Origin of the sequence: Kutzneria kofuensis, assembly GCF_014203355.1 — a bacterium.
Lineage (GTDB): Bacteria > Actinomycetota > Actinomycetes > Mycobacteriales > Pseudonocardiaceae > Kutzneria > Kutzneria kofuensis.
The window spans coordinates 168831-189260 of record NZ_JACHIR010000003.1 but is presented as its reverse complement, the minus strand read 5'-3'; the positions used below and the strand labels follow the sequence as shown (position 1 = coordinate 189260).

At 71.2% G+C, this 20430-nt stretch carries 16 protein-coding genes and 2 pseudogenes; 15 read left to right on the top strand and 3 right to left on the bottom strand.

Annotation, left to right across the window (positions count from 1 at the left end; translation table 11 throughout):
* Positions 1–75: 75 nt before the first annotated feature.
* Entirely contained in the window at positions 76–2376 is a 2301-nt protein-coding gene (gene katG, locus BJ998_RS43120; RefSeq protein WP_376776061.1) for a catalase/peroxidase HPI, read from the top strand.
* A 132-nt stretch (positions 2377–2508) separates the two neighbouring features.
* Entirely contained in the window at positions 2509–3993 is a 1485-nt protein-coding gene (locus BJ998_RS43115; protein ID WP_184870284.1) for an amidase, read from the top strand.
* 39 nt (positions 3994–4032) lie between these two features.
* Here the strand turns inward: BJ998_RS43115 and BJ998_RS43110 are convergent, their stop codons facing one another.
* Positions 4033–4821, bottom strand: a complete 789-nt coding sequence (locus BJ998_RS43110; RefSeq protein WP_184869949.1) for a class I SAM-dependent methyltransferase — start codon at positions 4819–4821, stop codon at positions 4033–4035.
* A 374-nt stretch (positions 4822–5195) separates the two neighbouring features.
* Here BJ998_RS43110 and BJ998_RS43105 point away from each other — a divergent pair, with 374 nt between their 5' ends.
* The 7 genes from BJ998_RS43105 to BJ998_RS43075 all read left to right on the top strand — a co-directional run bounded on the left by BJ998_RS43105 (position 5196) and on the right by BJ998_RS43075 (position 14032).
* Positions 5196–6185: a LacI family DNA-binding transcriptional regulator gene (locus BJ998_RS43105; protein WP_184869948.1), complete on the top strand. Its 990-nt coding sequence runs from the start codon at positions 5196–5198 to the stop codon at positions 6183–6185.
* Positions 6186–6258: 73 nt separating this feature from the next.
* A complete protein-coding gene (locus tag BJ998_RS43100; RefSeq protein ID WP_184869947.1) occupies positions 6259–7848 on the top strand; it encodes a Na+/H+ antiporter in 1590 nt (529 codons plus the stop codon).
* A gap of 114 nt (positions 7849–7962) precedes the next feature.
* A complete protein-coding gene (locus BJ998_RS43095) occupies positions 7963–9174 on the top strand; it encodes an FAD-dependent monooxygenase (RefSeq protein WP_184869946.1) in 1212 nt (403 codons plus the stop codon).
* 538 nt (positions 9175–9712) lie between these two features.
* On the top strand, positions 9713–10807 hold the full coding sequence (locus BJ998_RS43090) for a GlxA family transcriptional regulator (RefSeq protein ID WP_184869945.1): 1095 nt from the start codon (positions 9713–9715) through the stop codon (positions 10805–10807).
* A gap of 58 nt (positions 10808–10865) precedes the next feature.
* The gene (gene tsaA / locus BJ998_RS43085; protein WP_312890662.1) at positions 10866–11264 is read left to right on the top strand and encodes a tRNA (N6-threonylcarbamoyladenosine(37)-N6)-methyltransferase TrmO; all 399 of its coding nucleotides are present in this window, start codon (positions 10866–10868) and stop codon (positions 11262–11264) included.
* Positions 11265–11339: 75 nt separating this feature from the next.
* Positions 11340–11894: a TetR/AcrR family transcriptional regulator gene (locus BJ998_RS43080; RefSeq protein ID WP_184869944.1), complete on the top strand. Its 555-nt coding sequence runs from the start codon at positions 11340–11342 to the stop codon at positions 11892–11894.
* Between the two features lie 5 nt (positions 11895–11899).
* A complete protein-coding gene (locus tag BJ998_RS43075; protein ID WP_184869943.1) occupies positions 11900–14032 on the top strand; it encodes an MMPL family transporter in 2133 nt (710 codons plus the stop codon).
* Here BJ998_RS43075 and BJ998_RS43070 read toward each other — a convergent pair whose 3' ends face one another.
* Entirely contained in the window at positions 14033–14839 is an 807-nt protein-coding gene (locus BJ998_RS43070) for an SAM-dependent methyltransferase (protein ID WP_184869942.1), read from the bottom strand.
* Positions 14840–14989: 150 nt separating this feature from the next.
* On the opposite strand from BJ998_RS43070, the pseudogene BJ998_RS48310 reads away from it, so the two are divergent.
* The 5 genes and pseudogenes from BJ998_RS48310 to BJ998_RS43050 all read left to right on the top strand — a co-directional run.
* Positions 14990–15179, top strand: a pseudogene (locus tag BJ998_RS48310) (LysR family transcriptional regulator); the annotation flags it as partial.
* Positions 15180–15392: 213 nt separating this feature from the next.
* The gene (locus BJ998_RS43060; protein ID WP_184869941.1) at positions 15393–16448 is read left to right on the top strand and encodes a tartrate dehydrogenase; all 1056 of its coding nucleotides are present in this window, start codon (positions 15393–15395) and stop codon (positions 16446–16448) included.
* A pseudogene (locus tag BJ998_RS48305) lies at positions 16358–16735 on the top strand (alpha/beta fold hydrolase); the annotation flags it as partial. The gene BJ998_RS43060 and the pseudogene BJ998_RS48305, both read left to right, overlap by 91 nt.
* A gap of 56 nt (positions 16736–16791) precedes the next feature.
* Positions 16792–17331 (top strand): alpha/beta fold hydrolase, encoded by a 540-nt coding sequence (locus BJ998_RS48300; RefSeq protein ID WP_246490211.1) that lies wholly within the window; start codon positions 16792–16794, stop codon positions 17329–17331.
* Positions 17332–17587: 256 nt separating this feature from the next.
* Positions 17588–18733: a GDSL-type esterase/lipase family protein gene (locus BJ998_RS43050; RefSeq protein ID WP_184869940.1), complete on the top strand. Its 1146-nt coding sequence runs from the start codon at positions 17588–17590 to the stop codon at positions 18731–18733.
* Here the strand turns inward: BJ998_RS43050 and BJ998_RS43045 are convergent.
* The gene (locus tag BJ998_RS43045) at positions 18721–19455 is read right to left on the bottom strand and encodes a dienelactone hydrolase family protein (protein ID WP_184869939.1); all 735 of its coding nucleotides are present in this window, start codon (positions 19453–19455) and stop codon (positions 18721–18723) included. The two genes, BJ998_RS43050 and BJ998_RS43045, sit on opposite strands and share 13 nt — an antisense overlap.
* Before the next feature lie 68 nt (positions 19456–19523).
* On the opposite strand from BJ998_RS43045, the gene BJ998_RS43040 reads away from it, so the two are divergent.
* Positions 19524–20384, top strand: coding sequence for a helix-turn-helix domain-containing protein (locus BJ998_RS43040; protein ID WP_184869938.1), 861 nt, complete (start codon positions 19524–19526; stop codon positions 20382–20384).
* The last annotated feature ends 46 nt before the right edge of the window (positions 20385–20430 follow it).

Sequence of the window (20430 nt, the reverse complement as noted above, 5' to 3'; positions counted from 1 at the left end):
CATGTCCGGCAGCGGTTCTCGATCTTGAAGGGCCGACCCGCGTGGGCGTGACCCAAACTTGATTCATTCCAGAAAATGGGCCAGACTGCTCCGACGGTCGACGGCACTCCCGTCCGCGAGCCGCGCCCCCGAAGCCCTGGAAGGAATCCCGTGTCCGACAAGCCCGACGCCGTTGTTGGCGAGATGAACGACCCCAGCGCAGGCGGGTGCCCGGTGACCGGGCGCTTCAAGCACCCCACCGAGGGCGGCGTCAACAGCGACTGGTGGCCCAACCAGCTCAACCTGAAGATCCTTCGCAAGCACCCGGCCGTCGCCAACCCGATGGGCGAGGACTTCGACTACGCCGCGGCGTTCTCCACCGTCGATCTCGACGAGCTGGCCCGCGACGTGGACGCCGTCCTGACCACCTCGCAGGACTGGTGGCCGGCCGACTTCGGCCACTACGGCGGCCTGATGATCCGGATGGCCTGGCACAGCGCCGGCACGTACCGCATCCAGGACGGCCGCGGCGGCGCGGGCGCCGGCATGCAGCGGTTCGCGCCGCTGAACAGCTGGCCGGACAACGCCAACCTGGACAAGGCGCGCCGGCTGCTGTGGCCGGTCAAGCAGAAGTGGGGCCGCCGCGTCTCCTGGGCGGACCTGATGATCTTCGCCGGCAACCGCGCACTGGAGACCATGGGCTTCAAGACCTTCGGCTTCGCCGGCGGCCGCGCGGACGTGTGGGAGCCCGACGAGGACGTGTACTGGGGCCCGGAGACCACCTGGCTGGGCGACGAGCGCTACACCGGCGACCGCGACCTGGAGCAGCCGCTCGCGGCCGTGCAGATGGGCCTGATCTACGTCAACCCCGAGGGCCCCAACGGCAATCCGGACCCGCTGGCCTCGGCCCGCGACATCCGCGAGACCTTCGGCCGGATGGCGATGAACGACGAGGAGACCGTCGCGCTGATCGCCGGCGGCCACACGTTCGGCAAGACGCACGGCGCCGCCGTCGCCGACGACCACGTCGGCCCCGAGCCGGAGGGCGCGCCGCTGGAGGAGCAGGGCCTGGGCTGGAAGAACAGCTTCGGCTCGGGCAAGGGCCGCGACGCCATCACCAGCGGCCTGGAGGTCACCTGGACCGCCACGCCGACCCGGTGGAGCAACGGGTTCTTCGAGAACCTCTTCGGCTACGAGTGGGAGCTCACCAAGAGCCCGGCCGGCGCCAACCAGTGGAAGCCGAAGGACGGCGCGGGCGCGAACACCTTCCCGGACCCGGAGACCGGTGAGCTCACCCGCACGCCCACCATGCTCACCACCGACCTGGCGCTGCGCTTCGACCCGATCTACGGGCCGATCTCGCGCCGCTTCCTGGAGAACCCGGACCAGTTCGCGGACGCCTTCGCGCGGGCCTGGTTCAAGCTGACGCACCGCGACATGGGCCCGATCCAGCGCTACCTCGGCCCGCTGGTGCCGCAGGAGGAGCTGATCTGGCAGGACCGCGTGCCGGCCGTTGACCACGAGCTGGTCGACGACGCCGACATCGCCGCCCTCAAGGCGCAGATCCTCGGCACCAGCCTGTCGGTGTCGCAGTTGGTGTCCGTCGCGTGGGCGTCGGCGTCCACGTTCCGTAGCAGCGACAAGCGCGGCGGTGCCAACGGCGCCCGGATCCGCCTCGAGCCGCAGCGCGGCTGGGAGGTCAACGAGCCCGACAACCTGGCGCAGGTGCTGCGTGCGCTGGAAGGCGTGCAGGAGTCCTTCAACAGCGCGCAGACCGGCGGCAAGAAGGTGTCCCTGGCCGACCTGATCGTGCTCGGCGGCGTCGCCGCGGTGGAGCAGGCCGCCAAGGCCGCCGGCCACGACGTGACCGTGCCCTTCACGCCGGGCCGGACCGACGCGTCGCTGGAGCAGACCGACGTCGAGTCCTTCGCCGCGCTGGAGCCCGCCGCCGACGGCTTCCGCAACTACCGCGGCAAGGGCAACCGGCTGCCGTCCGAGTACCTGCTGGTCGACCGGGCCAACCTGCTCAACCTGAGCGCGCCCGAGATGACCGTGCTGGTCGGCGGCCTGCGGGTGCTCGGCGCCAACTACCAGCAGTCCCCGCTGGGCGTGTTCACGGCCAACGTCGGGTCGCTGACCAACGACTTCTTCGTGAACCTGCTCGACATGGGCGTGCAGTGGCGCAAGGGCTCCGACGAGGAGACCTACGAGGGTGTCGACGCCGCCGGCGACGTCAAGTGGACCGGCAGCCGCGTCGACCTGGTCTTCGGCTCCAACTCCGAGCTGCGGGCCGTCGCCGAGGTGTACGCCAGCGACGACGCCGGGGAGAAGTTCGTGGCGGACTTCGTGCGGGCCTGGGCAAAGGTCATGGACCTGGACCGGTACGACGTCGCCTGAGACAGCTGGTGGTCCGGGCCGGTCGCTCCGCGCGGCCGGCCCGGACCCGACTTTGGAGGGGTTGACTGCGGCGGCCGGGGTGAGTGCGGTGGGGGCGTGCGAAGACTGAGCCTTGCCACACTGACCCTGGCGATGGCCGCGACCGCTGCGGTGGCTGTCTCGCCCGTCGGCGCCGACGGCGCGCCGGCCCCTACCCTGAACGCCGTGACGCTCGACGCGGCGACGATCCCCGACCTGCAGGCGCGCATGGCGAAGGGCAGCCTGACAGCGGTGCGGCTGACGGAGGCGTACCTGGGGCGCATCCACGAGCTGGAGCCGAAGGTCCACTCGATCGTGTTCCTCGACCCGACGGCGCTGAGCCAGGCACGCGCCAGCGACGAGCGGCGGCGGAGCGGCCGCGTGCTGGGTCCCCTGGACGGGATTCCGGTACTGCTCAAGGACAACATCGACACCCGGGACCTGCCGACGACCGCCGGTTCGCGGGCGCTGCTGGCGGCCAAGCCACGGCGGGACGCACCGCTGGTGCACAAGCTGCGGGACGCGGGCGCGGTGATCCTGGGCAAGACGAACCTGTCCGAGTGGGCCAACTTCCGCTCCACGAAGTCGACGTCGGGCTGGTCGGGTGTGGGCGGCCAGACCAACAATCCCTATGTGCTGGACCGGAATCCGTGCGGGTCCTCGTCGGGGTCGGCGGTCGCGGTGGCGGCGTCGCTGGCGCAGGTGTCGATCGGCACCGAGACCGACGGGTCGATCGTGTGTCCCGGTGGTGTCAACGGGATCGTCGGCATCAAGCCGACTCTGGGCGTGGTCGACGGCGACGGCATCGTGCCGATCTCGCACGAGCAGGACACCGCCGGCCCGTTCGCCCGGCACGTCGTCGACGCCGCCATCACGCTGTCCGTGCTGGCCGGCAAGGACTATGTCCCGAACGCGACTTCGTTGCGGGGCAAGCGAATCGGCGTGTGGGCGATGGCCGACATCGATGCCGGCGTCGACAAGGTCATGCAGCACACCGTCGACACGCTTCGCCAGGCCGGCGCGACAATCGTGGACGTGGTGCCCGCCAACCAGGACGAGATCGGCGCCGACGAGCTTCCCGCCCTGCTCACGGAGTTCAAGCACGATCTCAACGCCTATCTCGCGATGCGGCCCGGCGTGCCGCAGACCCTCGCCGACCTGATCACGTTCAACCGGCGGGACCCGGTGGAGCTGTCCAAGTTCGGCCAGGAGCTGTTCGAGCAGGCGCAGGCCGCGCCGCCGGTCACCGATCCGACGTACCGGCAGCAGCGGGCCACCGCGACCGACCTCGCGCGGCGCTCGATCGACGACCTGATCGCCGCCGACCGGCTCGACGCGATCATCGCGCCGACCAACGGGCCGGCGTGGCTCACCGACTACGCCACCGGTGACGTCGACCTCATCGGCTCCTCCACGCCCGCCGCCGTGGCCGGCTACCCGGACATCACCGTGCCGGCGGGCTTTGCCGGCGCGCTGCCCATCGGCGTGTCGTTCATGGCCGGCAGGAACGCCGACGCACGGCTCATCGGCCTCGCCTCGGCGTTCGAACGCGTCAGCAACGCCCGGCGGGCGCCGACCTTCCTGCCCACGACACCGTGACGACCGAGCCGGTTGGGTCGTCGCGACCCAACCGGTTGGTCATGGCCGCCACACGTCGATGGCGATCTCCCGCATCCGCTCGTGGTACACGCGGTCGCCGAGGAGTTCGCGCAGCGCGGCCTCGAACTCGGCCCGCCGGTCGCCGAACAGGTGGGGCGTGGAGCCGGACAGGGAGAACACCGCGGCGACGATCTCGTCGGCGGTCCGCGGGACGTCCCAGCCGGGGATTTCCAGCCGGGTCGGGCCGGTGAAGCCGGCGGCCCGGTAGATCTCGGTCTCGCCGCCCGCGGTTCCCTCGGGCAGGAATCCCTTCCCGGCTCGCCGCACCGGCCCGAGGAAGCTGCGAACCAGCTCCCCGATGGCCTCGTGCGGGACGTCGCCGGACACACCCTCGTGGGTGGTGGCATGCACATGCGCGCAGGCCCCGTCGGCGGTCAGCATCGCGTGCGCGGCGGCCGCGACCCGGGGCCGGTCCATCCAGTGGAACGACTGGGCGAAGGTGATCAGCCGGAACTCCCCCAGCCCGGCCGGCAGGTGCTCGGCCCGCAGCCGGAGCCACTCCACATTCGTTGCGCCGGAACGGGAAGCCGTCTCGATCATGCCGCGGTCGGCGTCGATCCCCACCGCCCACTCGACCTTGTCGGCCAGCAACAGCGTCAACGTGCCCGGCCCGCAGCCGACGTCCAGCAACCGCCCCGATCCGTCGAGACCGAGCTCCTCGGCCAGGACCTCCGCGACCGCGGTCGGGTACGGCACCCGGCCGCGCGCGTAGTAGGCCGCGCTGCCGGCGTACAGCGTCTCGTCCCACTCCCAACTCGTGTTCGACACCTGATCAGCCTAGGAACGGCCGCCACCGAATATCGGCCCGGCCGGGTGAGCGTCACTCGACTGAACCGGTTCGGCGGCCTCCGTCGACTGCGAATTGAAATGGGCGGGTAACGCAGCGCAATTCCCCGTCGGTCGGGCACAACCGCACCGACAAACGGACATCGCGTGATCGATACAGAAGTCACGGACCAGCACGTTCGACGGATTCGACAACCGTTTGCAGTCTCGGATTCCCGAATGTTTCGAAGGCTTTCAACTCCTTCTTGCACAGCCGGGATCGCGTGTTCTAGCGTCGAACGGGTCGTCGATGCGCTCCAACTTCCATGAGGGCCGACTTCCATGAGGGGCCGACTTCCGCGAGGGGACGAATTTCCGTGGTGACCATCATCGATGTCGCACGGGCGGCGGGCGTCGCGCCGAGCACGGTGTCGTACGTGCTCAGTGGGAAGCGGTCGATCTCGCCGCAGACCCGGCGGGCGGTGGAGCAGAGCATCCGCAAGCTGGGCTACCACCCGCACGCCGGCGCGAGATCGCTGGCCACCAGCCGCACGAACGTGCTGGCGCTGGTGGCGCCGCTGCGCGAGGACCTGACCGTGATGGACTTCGTGGCGGCGGTGGCGACCGCGGCCCGCAACCACGACCAGGACCTGTTGCTGCTCACCAAGGACGAGGGCCCGGCCGCCCTGCGCCGGGTGATCTCGTCGGCGATCGCGGACGCGCTGATCGTGATGGAGGTGGAGGCGGCGGATCCGCGGGTTCCGACGCTGCTCGCGCTGGACCGCCCCGTGGTGCTGATCGGCGCCCCGGACCAGCCGGTCGACCTCAGCAGCGTGGACCTGGACTTCGCGGCGGCGGGCGGCCGCTGCGTCGAGCACCTGGCCGACCTGGGGCACCGGTCGATCGCGATGGTGGGCCCGGCGCCGTCGGTGTACCAGCGCGGCATCAGCTCCGCCGGCCGGTTCCTGAGCGGCCTCACGGATGCCGCCCAGGCACACGGCGTCGTGGCCAAGGCGCGGCCGTGCGCGCACAACTACGACGCGGTCCGCGCCTGCCTGGACGCGCTGCTGGCCACGGAGCCGACCGGGCTCGTGGTGAACAACGAGGCGGTGCTGCCGACCGTGCTGGCCGAGCTGCACCGGCGCGGGCTTCGGGTGCCGGACGACATCTCCGTGGTGGCCGTGTGCTCGGACAGCGCGGCGACGAGCGGGGCCGTGCCGCTGACCACGGTTCCGATCCCGACTGTGGAGCTGGGCGAGCTCGCGGTCGAGATGATCATCCGGCAGCTGGGCCGGGACGCGCAGCCCGAGACTCGACTGTTGGCGCCGCGGCTGACCCCGAGGGCGAGCACCGCGCTCCGTTCGTAACCATCCACAGTGCACGCGAGGCTGGCGCACGCCTCGACAGGCGGCATGATTACCGCTGTCGAAGGAGGTCGACGTGCTCGGTCTGGAACTCGTGGTGGCGCTGGGCGTGGCGGTGCTGGTGTCCGGCGTGGTGGCGCAACGCTTCCGGGTCGCCCCGCCGGTGGTGCTGCTCACCTGTGGCGCGCTGCTGGGGTTCGTGCCCGCGGTGCTTGACGTGCACCTGCCGTCCGAAGTGGTGTTGCTGCTCTTCCTGCCGGCGCTGCTGTATTGGGAGAGCCTGACGACGTCGCTGCGGGAGATCCGGTTCAACCTGCGCGGCATCGTGCTGGTGAGCACCGTGCTCGTGGTCGTCACAGCCGGCGCGGTGGCGGCGACGGCGCATTGGCTCGGCATGCCCTGGGGCCCCGCGTGGGTGCTCGGCGCGGCGGTCGCGCCGACGGACGCGACGGCGGTCGGGGTGCTGGCCCGGATGCTGCCGCGCCGGTTGATCACCGTGCTGCGGGCCGAAAGCCTGGTGAACGACGGCACCGCGCTGGTGATCTTCGCCATCGCCGTCGGTGTCACCGTCGGCCAGGAGGAGTTCGACGCCGTGCACGTCGGCGGGCTGTTCCTGCTGGCCTATCTCGGCGGCGCGGCGGCCGGGGTGGTGACGGCGACCGCGATGATCCCGGTGCGCAGGCGGCTGGCGGATCCGCTGCTGGCCAACGTGGCGATGATTCTCACCCCGTTCCTCGCCTTCCTGCTCGCCGAGGCGATCGAGGCCTCCGGCGTGCTGGCCGTCGTCACCGCCGGGCTGATCATGAGCCAGGTCGGGCCGCGGATCGGCCGCGCCGAGACCCGCCAGCTGTCGCAGGGTTTCTGGGGCCTGGCCACGTTCATCCTCAACGGCGCGCTGTTCGTGCTGGTGGGGTTGGAGTCGCACGCGGCGGTGCGCGGGCTGGCCAGCGCCAACCTCGTCCGCGGGCTGATCACCGTCGGCGCGGTGTGCGTGGTGTTGGTGGCGGTGCGGATCGTGTTCCTGTTCGTCTCCGTCTACATCATCCGGGCCGTCGACCGCCGTCCCTCGCAACGACTTCGCCGGGTCAGCCATCGCAGCCGCATCGTCAGCGGCCTGTCCGGCTTCCGCGGCGCCGTGTCGCTCGCGGCGGCGCTGGCCGTGCCGGAGACGGTCGTCTCCGGGGCCGGTTTCCCGGATCGGGACATGATCGTGTTCGTCACCGCGGGCGTCATCATCGTCACGCTCGTGGCACAGGGACTGGTGTTGCCGGGCGTGGTGCGGTGGGCCCACCTGCCCCAGGACAACTCCGTCGCGGAGGAACGCCTGATGGCCCAGCGGACCGCCACCGAGGAGGCGATGGCCGCGATGCCGCTCGTCGCGGAGGAACTCGGCACCGATCCCGATGTGGTCGAACGGCTCAACCGGGAGTTCCAGAAGCACCTGCACGTGTTGCACGCCGGCACCGAGGAGGACGACGCCGACGGGCCGGCGCTGCGGCACGACCAGCACTACACCGCGCTGCGCCTGGCGCTGCTGGCCCGCAAGCGGGCGACCGTCGTTCGGCTGCGCGACGAGAACCGCATCGACGACACCGTGCTGCGGCAGATTCAGGCCCGGTTGGACATCGAGGAGGTCCGGCTGTCCCAACGCGAACTCGTCGACTAGCACTGCAACGGCGGTCAGGTGAGTGGGTGGCCGCGTCATTCGTAGTGGCCGAGGCGGACTCGGCGTCACTGTACGATTCGGACTCCGATCCGGAGGGGCGAGCAGGGGGGCGCGGTGAGCGGTATCAGGGTGTTGGTGGCGGGGGCAAGCATCGCGGGGCCGGCGCTGGCCCACTGGTTGCGCCGGCGGGGGGCCGAGGTGACCGTCGTGGAGCGGGCGCCCGAGCTGCGTCCCGGCGGGCAGGCGGTGGACGCGCGCGGCGTGGCCAAGGAGGTCATCCGGCGGATGGGGCTGGACGCGGCGGTGCGCGCGGCCCGCACCGAGACCGCCGGCGCGTACACCGTGGACGTGGACGGCAACGTGCTGGAGACCTACCGCGCGGACGACGACGGCGGCGACGGGTACATCTCGGAGATCGAGATCCTGCGCGGGGACCTGTCCCAGGTGCTCTACGAGGACACTCGGGACGGTGTCGAGTACCTCTTCGGCGACCGGATCACCGAGCTCACCCAGGACGCGGACGGGGTCGACGTGGCGTTCGCGGGCGGCGACCGGCGACGCTTCGACCTGGTGGTCGGGGCGGACGGGCTGCACTCGGCGCTGCGCGCGATGGTCTTCGGGCCGCGCGAGCGGTTCGTCCGCCACCTCGGGCTGGTGCTGGCCTTCTACAGCGTGCCCAACGAGTTCGGGCTGGACCGCTGGCTGATCGAGTACCAGCACCAGGAGTCGGGGCGCTCCGCCCTCCTGCGGCCCATCCAGGACGCCGCCCGAGCGATGGCCATGTTCTCCTTCCCCGCGGCCGACTTCGACGTCGACCACCGCGACGTCGCGGCTCAGAAGCGCCTGCTCCGTGAGCGGACGGCCGGCCTGGGCTGGTTGACCCCGCGCATCCTCGCGCACCTGGACGACACCCCGGACTTCTACCTCGACCAGGTCGCGCAGGTCGTGATGGACCGTTGGTCGAGCGGACGGGTGGGGCTGCTCGGAGACGCGGCGTTCAGCTCGTCGCCGATGTCCGGCGGGGGCACCGGGCTGGCCCTGGTCGGCGCGTACCTACTGGCCGGAGAACTGGCCGCCGCCGACTGGGACCCCGAGGCCGGGTTCGCCGGCTACGAGGCGCGGATGCGCCCGTTCGTCGAGGCCAACCAGGAGATCGGCCGGCTGCACGTGCACAGCCTCGCCCCCGGGGCGGACGCCGAGCCGAGCCCGGAGCCCGACATGGAGGCGTTCACCGCGCTGATCGACCGCGCGATCAACGGCGTCGAACTGCCCGACTACGCCGGGGTGCCGGACTCCGGGGCCTCGGAGTCCTCCGCGAGGCCGTAGGCCACCGCCTCGGGCGCGGTGAGCCTCGGACTGCCGTACCGGCGTCCGGAACACGGATCCGTCCTATCCGGACGGACTCTGTCCCGGCCTCGGCTACCGCTCGCCCCAGGGGCACAAGTGGACCCTGGACATCTCGTTCGGTGACAAGCCGGAGCGCCGGCCGGACCCCACGCGGGTGGCTGGCGAGTAGGCGGGAATCGGTCTGGTCCGCCGCCGCTCGCGGCCGTATGCTTCGGGAAGTTGAAATGCGAACGTTCTCCTTCACGGCGATCTCACAGCACCGGGGGAACGGCTTTCGCCATGGCGCGTTCGATCGCCCAGCGTGCGCCAGATCGACCACGGCGGCCGCCAATTCGCGGGATGACGTAACGGGCTACCTACACATCACCGGTCGGATGACTGATGCTCATTCCCGGCCCGGATGGGTACGTTCTCGACAACCCCCGCAAACCCCGTAGGAGCGTGCGCCGATGCGCGACGGAGTGAGAGCGGCAGACGCCGTGCGAACCTGCGTCGACACCCCGAAAGGAAGGCGCCCATGGCGACGCCGATGCAGGTGTACCCGACCTACACCACCTTCGCCACCGACCGCGGCAGACTGTGGCGGGCCACGCCGCACGGCCAGCGAGCCGTCGTGATGCGCACCGGCACCACGCCTGTTCGCGGCGCAGGCCGGCCCGCGCTGTCGCGTGGCCGCTACCGCCACGTCATCGCGCTCGTCGTGCCCGCCGACGCCGTTTCCCTCGATATCGCCGTCGTTCGGCAGGTATTCGACCCGCGGGCCGTTGCCGAGTCCGATGTCGCCGGCCAGTACGAAGTACTGCTGTGCGGCGAGCAAAGCAACACCGACGGTGACGAGTTGGCTCCGCTGGAGACAATGGTGACGGCGGACACCGTCATCGTTCCGGGTGTCGAGAATCCGCTCGCGCCGCGCAGCACCGCACTCATCGACGCTTTGCGCGGCGCCTATGCCACCGGCGCTCGGATGGTCGGCTTCGGCAGCGGGGTATTCCTGCTCGGCTATGCCGGTGTGCTCGACGGCCGGCGCGCAACCACGCATTGGAAGTATGCCCGCGAATTCCGCGACCGCTTCCCTTCCGTTCGTGTGGACACCGAGATCTCGTACGTCGACGACGACCGGGTGCACACCGGCGGCGGCGTGCTGTCCGGCGTCGACCTGGCGCTGCACCTGCTGGCCATGGATGTGGGCCAAGCCCGCGCCGAAGCCGTGGGCCGGGCCGTGATCGCGGCGCCGTGGCGGGGCGACGCCCGTGCACGGCGGGACGACCGGGAGCCGATGGCGCCGGTGATGGCGTGGCTGCGCGAGCACCTGCACGAGCCGCTGTCGCTGGCCAAGGTCGCCGAGCAGTCGTACATCAGCGAGCGCAGCCTGGTGCGCAAGTTCCGCGCCGCCACCGGCACCACCATCTTCGACTGGGTCAACCGGGAGCGGATCGACCGGGCCAAGCTGCTGCTGGAGACCACCGACCACCCGGTCGCGGAGATCGCCGCCATGGTCGGCTTCGGCTCGCCGGAGACGCTGCGCCGCAACTTCCAGCGGCACGTCGGCACCACCGCCCGCAGCTACCGGCACAAGTTCCGGCACGCCGCCGCCCGCGCCGAGCGGGACTGATGCCCGGGGCTGCGCCGATACCCTGCCGGCGCAGCACCCGGTGGCTAGTCTCGCCGCCGTGACCGATCCCTGTTACGAGGTGCGGCCCATCGGCTGGATCAGTTCCGTGCTGACCGACCGCTCCGCCGCCCCGCGCCAGCCCGAGGAGAACGCGCCGGCCGCGCGGGTCGTGTTCCATCCCGCGGCGCTGCCCGCGGCCGCCGATCTCCGCGTCGGCGACGACGTCGTCCTGCTCACCTGGCTGCACCAGAGCCGGCGCGATGTGCTCTCCGTCCATCCGCGCGGCGACACCTCCCGCCCGCAGCAGGGCGTCTTCTCCACGCGCTCCCCCGACCGCCCCAATCCCATCGGGCTGCACACCGTCACCATCACCGAGGTCTCGGCCGACGGCATCACCGTGCGGCATCTCGAGGCGATCGACGGCACGCCCGTGCTGGACATCAAGCCGGTGCGCTGACTGCGACGAGCGTCACCTACCGATCCGGTCGGTTTACCTACCGAATTGGTAGGTAGGCGGCGTACGGTCGGGGACATGGCACGTCAGTTCCGACAGCAGGTGGACCAGGGCATCCTGGATCGCGCCGCGGCGCTGTTCGCGCAGCACGGCTTCGCGCACACGTCGCTGCAGTCGCTGGCAGATGCGGTCGGGCTGTCCAAAGCCGGGCTGCTGCACCACTTCCCGAGCAAGGACGCCCTCTACGCGGCGGCCATCGAGGAGGGGCGGACGCACGCGCGCCGGGCGCTGGAGCAGGTCGGGGGCCTGCCGCCGGGGCCGGCGCGGGACCGCCGGGCCATCGAGGTGATGACCGACATCGCGTTGGACCGGCCCGGCCTGGTCGCCCTGCTGCTGCGGCCGCTGACCACGATGGAGGCGGACGTCCTGGCCGAGGGCGACGTCTTCGCCTTCGAGGCGTTCGCCGTGGACCCCGAGGCCGGCGATCCGGACCGACTGATCCGCGTGACCGGCGCCCTCGGCGCGCTCGCGGTGCTTTGCCTTGCCGCCCACCAGATCGGCGACCGGACGCTGTGGCGGGCCCAGATCATCGCAACCTGTTTCGACGCACTCGGCCACGAGCGGAAGGCCTGATCACCGTGGCACGTCTCCTCCAGCGACTCGGCGCGCTCGCGCACCGGCGCCGTCTCGTCTTCGTCCTGCTCTGGCTGGTGATCCTGGCTGCCGCCGGTGCCGGGGCGGTGACATCAGGCGGCCACACCACCACCGCGATCTCCATTCCGGGCCAGGAATCCACCAATGCCCAGGACCGGATCCAAACCGAGTTCGACTCGGGTGGCGCGACGGCACAGGTGGTCGTCAAGGCCCCGGCCGGTCAGCAGCTCACGACGCCGGCCAACGCCAAGACCCTCGGCGACCTGGTGACCAAGCTGTCGGGGCTGCCCGGCGTGCGGTCCGCGTCCAACCCGCTGAACCCGCAGGCTCCGGGGATCGACGCCAAGCAGACCACCGCCTACAGCACGGTGACCTACAAGGCCGGCGTCGGCGACGTCACCGCGGACGAGCAGCACGCGCTGCTCGACACGGTGAATGCCGCCCGCACCAACGGTTTCACGGTGGAAGTCACCGGCCAGGCGATCACCGACCCGACCGACATCGGCGGCGCCGGCGAGGCGGTGGGCGTGATCGCCGCACTGGTCATCCTGGCCCTGACGTACGGATCGCTGGTCGCCGCCGGGATGAACCTGCTAACGGCCGCCGTCGGCGTCGGGATCGGCGCGCTCGGCGTCACCATCGCCACCGGCTTCCTGCAGCTGCAGTCGACCACCCCGATCCTGGCGACGATGCTCGGCCTCGCCGTGGGCATCGACTACGCCTTGTTCATCATCAGCCGGTTCCGACAGGAACTGCGTGGCGGCGCGGAGGTCGGCCCGGCCATCGCCACGGCGGTCGGCACGGCCGGCACCGCGGTCGTCACCGCCGGTTCGACGGTCGTCATCGCACTCGCCTGCCTGGCCGTGGCCGGAATCCCGTTCCTGACCCAGATGGGGATCGCGGCGGCGCTGACCATCGCCGTCGCGGTGCTGGTCGCGATCACGCTCGTGCCGGCCGTGCTCAGCTACCTGGGTCGCCGCGCGCTGCCCCGCAAACCACGCCGCGACAAGGGTTTCCAGCTCGGCTGGATCGCGTCGGTGCTCCGGCGGCCGGTGGCCGCGCTGCTGCTCGCCGTGGTCGGGCTCGGCGTGCTCGCCATCCCCGCCGCGTCGATGCGGACCACCCTGGTGCCCGCCGCGGCGCAGGGATCCACCCAGGCCAAGGCGACCCAGCTGCTGTCCGACGCGTTCGGCGCCGGATTCAACGGTCCGCTGATCGTGCTGTTCGAGGGCGACAACGCCGCTGCCACGGCCCACAAGGCGACTGCGACCGTGCAGAAGCTGGACGACGTCGCCGTCGTCGCACCGGCGATCCCGGACAAGGCCGGCACCGCCGCCCTGCTCACCGTGATCCCCAAGTCCGGGCCCACCAGCGCGGACACGGAGCGGCTGGTCGGCGACCTGCGCAACCACCTCGCCGGCTTCGGCGGCGCCACCGTGTCGGTCACCGGCGCCACCGCCGTCAGCGTCGACGTCGCGGCCTCGCTGGACCACGCGCTGCCGATCTACCTGCTGCTCGTGGTCGGCCTCGCGCTCATCCTGCTGGTGCTGGTGTTCCGGTCGCTGCTCGTGCCGCTGGTCGGCGTGGTCGGCTTCCTGCTCACCATCGGGGCCTCGCTCGGCGCGACCGTCGCGGTGTTCCAGTGGGGCTGGCTCGCCGATGCCGTCAACCTGGACAGCGCCGGGCCGCTGATCAGCCTCACGCCGATCATCGTCACCGGGATCCTGTTCGGACTGGCCATGGACTACCAGGTGTTCCTGGTGTCCCGCATGCACGAGGCCCACCACGGCGGCGTGTCCGCCCGCGAGGCCATCACCACCGGCTTCCGGCAGGCCGCCCCGGTGGTCGTCGCGGCCGCCCTGATCATGTTCTCGGTGTTCGCCGGCTTCGTGCCCGCCGGCGAGGCCACCGTCAAGTCCATCGCGTTCGCGCTGGCCATCGGCATCCTGTTCGACGCGTTCGTCGTGCGCATGGTGCTCGTGCCGGCGGCGCTGGCCCTGCTGGGCAGGGTCGCATGGTGGCTGCCGGCTTGGCTGCGCTGGCTGCCCAGCCTCGACCTGGAGGGCGCTCGGCTCACCGCCGTCTCACCGGAAGAACGCGAGAAGGTCGACGCCTGACTACCGCTTGCGGCCGACCCCGACGAAGGCGCCGCTGCGGTCCGGGTGCTCGCCGACGTCCTCCGGCGACTCCGGGTGCCACAGCGGCGTGAACACGATGCCCGGCTCCACCAGGTCGAAGCCGGTGAACATGGCGGCGATGTCGTCCCGGCCACGGGCGATGATCGGGTTCTGCGACTGGGCGTAGAGGCGGATGATCTGGTCCACTTGGTCGCTGCCGACGTCGTGGGTCAGGTGCGACAGCGCGAAGTAGCTGCCGGCGGGCAGGGCACGGTGGTATTCCGCCAGCACCGCGTAGGGGTCGACGTCCGCCGGCAGGAAGTGCAGCACCGCCACGGCGAGCAGCCCGATGGGCCGGCTGAAGTCCAGCAGCCCGCGGGTCTTCTCGTGGCCGAGGACCGTCGCGTAGTCCTGCAGGTCCGCCTCGATCGCCACCGCGTTCGGGTTGTCCTCCAGCAGCAGGTCCGCGTGCGCCACCGCCACCGGCTCGTTGTCGACGTACACGACACGCGCGTCCGGATTCGTGTTCTGGGCGATCTCGTGCACGTTGCCCGCCGTCGGGATGCCCGAGCCGAGATCCAGGAACTGGTCCACGCCCCGTGACAGCATGAACCGCACTGCCCGCCGCAGGTAGGCGCGGTTGAGGAAGGCGAATTCGGGCACACCGGGCGCGGCCTTCTCGATCTGCCGGCCGAGCGCGCGGTCGACCTCGAAGTTGTAGCTGCCGCCCAGGAAGTAGTCGTACAGCCGCGCGGCGCTGGCCTTTTCGATGTCGACGTCCTTGGGGGCCCAGTCCGGTCGCTCCACCCGTTGCCACCTCTTCCTCGAAGTCGCCGACCAGCCTAGTGATCACCGTGGGTGCGCCGACATACCCCGGAACGGGTGACAGATCGGCGATCGTGTATCTGCCGCGCGACTCCCCGTCGATCGGGGTGACGATCGACGATACTGCCCACTGTGGACGCTCGGCAGCTGGAGTACTTCCTGGCGGTGGTGGACCACGGCGGCATGGGCCGGGCCGCGGCGGCACTCCATGTCGCGCAACCGTCGCTATCGCAGGCGCTGAGGACGTTGGAGCGGGACCTGGGACAGCCGCTGTTCCACCGGATCGGCCGAAGGCTGGTGCTCAACGACGCGGGGCTGGCTGTCGGACGCCTGGGCGGGGTTGGCGGAGCGGAGCGGCGCGCGGGTGCACGACCTGGAACCGGCGGCCCATCTGCACATCTCCCTCGCCACCCGGCCGGACGCGCTGAGCCCGGCGGCCGCGGCCTTCATGGCGAGCGTGTCATAGGCAACGCCTATCAGGCGGGCTGGAATCCGGTCTTGGACCGCACCTCCGAACCGGTGTTGTGATCGAGGCATGGTCACCCATCGGATCGCGCTCATCCCCGGCGACGGCATCGGCCAGGAGGTCACGCCCGCGGCCCGGCACGTGCTGGACACGGTCGGCGCCCGGCACGGCGTCCACTTCACGTACGACGAGTTCGACTGGTCCTGCGCCCGCTACCACGAGACCGGCGCGATGATGCCGGCCGACGGTCTGGAGCAGATCCGCCAGCACGACGCCATCTTCCTCGGCGCGGTCGGCGACCCGTCGGTGCCGGACCACGTCTCGCTGTGGGGACTGCTGATCCCGATCCGCCGCGGCTTCCGGCAGTACGTGAACCTGCGGCCGGTCAAGGTGTTCGAGGGCCTGCCGAGCCCGGTGCGGACGGCGCTGCCGGGCCAGGTCGACCTGGTGGTGGTGCGCGAGAACGTCGAGGGCGAGTACGGCGAGGTCGGCGGCCGGCTGCACCGGGGCTTCCCGGAGGAGATGGCCGTGCAGGAGGCGGTGTTCACCCGCGCCGGCGTGACCCGGATCGCCGAGTACGCGTTCACGCTGGCCGACAACCGCCGCGGCGTGCTGACGTCGGCGACGAAGTCGAACGGGATCGTGCACACGATGCCGTTCTGGGACGAGATCGTGGCCGAGGTCGCCACCAGCCATCCGGACGTGACGTGGCGGGCCGAGCACATCGACGCGCTGGCGGCGAAGCTGGTGCTCGACCCGACCCGGTTCGACGTGATCGTCGGCTCCAACCTGTTCGGCGACATCCTCAGCGACCTCACGGCGGCGGTCGCCGGCGGCATCGGCATCGCGCCGGCCGCGAACCTCAACCCGGAGCGGGAGTTCCCGTCGATGTTCGAGCCGGTGCACGGTTCCGCGCCGGACATCGCCGGCCGCGGCATCGCGAACCCGCTGGGGGCCATCTGGACCGCCGCGCTGCTGCTCGACCACCTCGGTCACGCCGAGGCGGCGGCCGAGGTGGAGCACGCCATCGCGGCATGCCTGGCGAAGTCGCCGGTGCGCACGCCGGATCTCGGCGGCACCGCGAACACCGTGGAGTTCACCAAGGCCGTGCTGGAGTTCGCGTGAGCGTGCCGCTGCCGGAAAGCTTTGCCTACCACGACATCCACACCGGCGAGGTGCGCATCCACTGCGCCGTCGCGGGTGACGGTCCGCCGCTGCTCCTGCTGCACGGCTATCCGCAGACGCACCTGATCTGGCACCGCGTCGCCCCTCAGCTGGCCGACGACTACACGGTTGTGCTGGCTGATCTGCGCGGTTACGGCGACAGCGACAAGCCCGCACCGTCGCAAGGCGATGCGGAGTACACCAAGCGGGCCATGGCCGCCGACCAGGTTTCGCTGATGCGGCACTTCGGTTTCGACCGGTTCGGCGTCGTCGGGCACGACCGCGGCGGGCGGGTCGCGCACCGGTGGCCCTGGACTCACCGGAGGCCGTGGAGCGCCTGGCCGTGCTGGACATCGTGCCGACGCGGCACGCCTTCGAGCGCGCCGACAAAACGTTCGGTTTGGGGTACTTCCACTGGTTCTTCCTGGCCGCCGGCAACGGGATCCCGGAGCGCCTGCTCGGCGCCGAGCCGGAGTTCTGGATCCGGTCGCGGATGAACTCCCGCCACCACGGCGGCGCGCCGTTCGACCCGGCCGCCGTCGACGAGTACGTGCGCTGTTTCTCCGACCCGGCCGCGATCGCCGCCTCCTGCTCCGACTACCGGGCCGCCGCAGGCCTGGATCTCGTGCACGACAACGCCGACGCCGACCGCCGGATCGAGTGCCCGCTGCTGGTGCTCTGGGGTGAGCACGGCTTCGTCGGCCGCACCTACGACGTTCTCGATGTCTGGCGCGGGTATGCCGCCGACGTGACCGGGGAGGCGCTGCCCAGCGACCACTACCTGCCGGAGGAACAGCCCGATCTTGTCGCCGGGGCCGTCCGTGACTTCTTCCGGCCGACGTGATCCCCCCGCTCGGGGGTGACAGGGGGACCACGCGGCACCGGGTAGGGCCTTTGGGAATCCCGGCTACGGGGCTATTCGCGAGGGTGCCGCTGATCGTTAGCCTTTCGGGCAGAACAACTGCCCAGCGGCACGTTTCGGCCGCTCAGCGGCACGTCCGCAGCGGTCAGCGGTCGATTTCCGGCGTAATCGCCGGCCCAGCGTCGGCCCGCGAACCGGGCCGGGCCGGCACTGTTCGGCGTGTGACAGGGTGGGGGCCATGAGCGACTGGATCACCACTCCGATCACCGCCGAGCTGGTGCGCGGGGCGCTGGAGCTGGAGCGGACCGAGCGGGGCGTGCTGCCGCACCGGCTGCCGGCCCGGGCGAGGGTGCAGATCCCGGACGGCCAGCTGGCGCTGGCGGAGGCGCAGCCGTCGGGGGTGCGGCTGGTGTTCCGCACCGAGGCCACGGCCGTGGAGCTGGACGCGTTGCGGACGAAGAACTTCTACGTCGACGGGCCGGAGCGGCCCGACGGCGTGTACGACCTGCTGGTCGACGGCCGCCTGCACGGCCAGGCCGGTGTCACCGGCGGCAACATGCTGCGGATCACCATGGCCACCGGCGCCGCCGAGACCGTCCCCGGCCCGGTCGGCACGGTCCGGTTCGACCTGCCGACCGGGTCGAAGGAGGTGGCGATCTGGCTGCCGTACAACGAGATCACCGAGCTCGTCGCCCTGCGCACCGACGCCCCGATCGAGCCGGTCGTGACGGATCGCCGGGTGTGGCTGCACCACGGCAGCTCGATCAGCCACGGCTCGAACGCGGCCAGCCCCAGCGCCACCTGGCCGGCGCTGGCGGCGGCGACGGCCGGCGTCGAGCTCATCAATCTCGGCTTCGGCGGCAGCGCCCTGCTCGATCCCTTCACCGCCAGGGCGATCCGGGACACCGCCGCCGACGTGATCAGCCTCAAGCTCGGCATCAACCTCGTGAACCACGACCTGATGCGGCTGCGCGCCTTCGGCCCGGCGGTGCACGGCTTCCTCGACACCATCCGCGAAGGCCACCCGAACACGCCGCTGCTGGTCATCTCGCCGATCCACTGCCCCATCCACGAGCACACTCCCGGCCCGGCCATGCCCTTCCGCGACGGCGACACCCTGCGGTTCCAGGCCACCGGCGAACCGGCACCCGGCAAGCTCACCCTGACCGTCATTCGCGACGAGCTCTCCCGCATCGTCAAGCAGCGCGCCGCCGACGACCCCGACCTGCACTACCTCGACGGCCTGGAGCTCTACGGCGAGGGTGATCCCGCGCTGCCCGACAACCTCCACCCCGACGCCGAGACGCATCGCCTCATCGGCTCTCGCTTCGCGCCGCTGGCTTTCGGCCCGGACGGTCCGCTAGCCGGCGATCAGCGCAGGTGATCCGCCAGCATCGACGTGACGCGGGCGAAGGCGTCATCGGCGGCGTCGGGGCGGTAGGTGTCGCGTTCGTGGCAGAAGAAGCCGTGCGGGGTGTCGGGGTAGACGACGAGGTCGTGGTCGACGCCGTCAGCGTCGAGGCGGGAGGCGATCTCGTCGAGTTGGGCACGGGTGAAGAGGTGGTCGCCGTCGCCGACGAGCAGGAGCAGGCGGGTGCCGTGCTCGGCGATGCCGGCCGTGAGCTCCAGCGTGGGCGTGGGGCGGCCGAGGGGGATGGTGTCGTCGGTGAGCCAGCCGGGATAGAACGCGGCGACGGCGGCGAACGGGAAGCGGGTCGCGGAGTAGTAGGCGATGTGGCCGCCGACGCTGAGGCCGACCATGGCGTGCGGGCCGGGAAGCTGGTCGAGCAGGGCCTGAATGTCACGGTCGACGCCGTCACGGGTGACCTGCGACAGCAGTTCGAGGCCGCGGGAGCGGCCTTCGGCGGTGGCGGGCAGACAGATGCGGCGGCCGGAGCGGTGGTAGAAGTCCGGCACGACGGCGGTGTAGCCGAGGGCGGCGATGCGGTCGGCGACGGCCCGCACGTAGTCGGTCACGCCGAACATCTCGAAGCCCACCAGTACGGTCGCGTGCGGACCGGGCGCGGCGGGGCGGGCGAGATAGGCGGACATGGGCTCGGCCTCGCCGGCGACGGGCACGTCGAGCCAGCGGTTTTCGATCTTCACGCGGTGACGCTATCCGGAGGCTAGGCTGCGAGCCAGCTGCTGTTCTTAGTGGTAAGACGGGTACCAGGATGAGTGAGCTGGCCGATTTGCTGCGCACCCGCCGGGAGGCGCTCCAGCCGGCGGACGTGGGTCTGCCGCCGCACGGCCGGCGCCGCACGCCGGGCCTGCGGCGCGAGGAAGTGGCGCAACTGGCCGGGATCTCGACGACGTACTACACGTTCCTGGAGCAGGGTCGGGACGTCAGCCCGTCACGGCAGATCCTCGACGCCCTCGCCCGGGCGCTGCGGCTCACGCCGGCGGAACACGACCACATGCGGGCCCTGGTGCACGGCGCGCGAGAAGCCCGGCCGCCGGAAGTGCTCGTGCCGGGAGTGGCAGACCTGGTGGACCGTCTCGACCCGCATCCGGCGTACGTCAGCGGTCGCCACTGGGATGTGTTGCACGCCAACAAGTCGGCGCGTGCACTGTGGACGGACTGGCCGGCGCTGCCGCCGGCGGAGCGCAACATCCTGTGGTGGACCTTTGCCGACCCCCGGGCGCGGACCGTGCTCGTGGAGTGGGAGGCGGAGGCGCGGGCGCAGCTGGCACGGTTCCGCGCGGCCGCCGCGCGGCATCCGGAGGATCCGGCGTACGAGGCGTTGCTCGAACGGCTTCGCTTGTGCAGCAAGGAGGTTCGGGACTGGTGGCGGCGCCACGACGTCGCCCCGCTCACGTCCGGGCGGAAGATCCTGCACCACCCGGAGCTGGGCCGGCTCGATCTCGGGCTGCTGGTGCTGCAGGTCGCCGACGACCCGGAGCAGAAGCTCGTCACGTTCCGGGCCGAGCCGGCGGACGCCGCCCGGATCAGCGCTGTCCTGGCGCGGGGCGAACTCCTCGACACCGACGCCGCACGACGGGCCCCTACGTCACTCGAACGGCTGATCAAATGATCTTGTCCGGCGCGCCTCCGTGAGCGTTCACGGTCGTGCGCTGCAC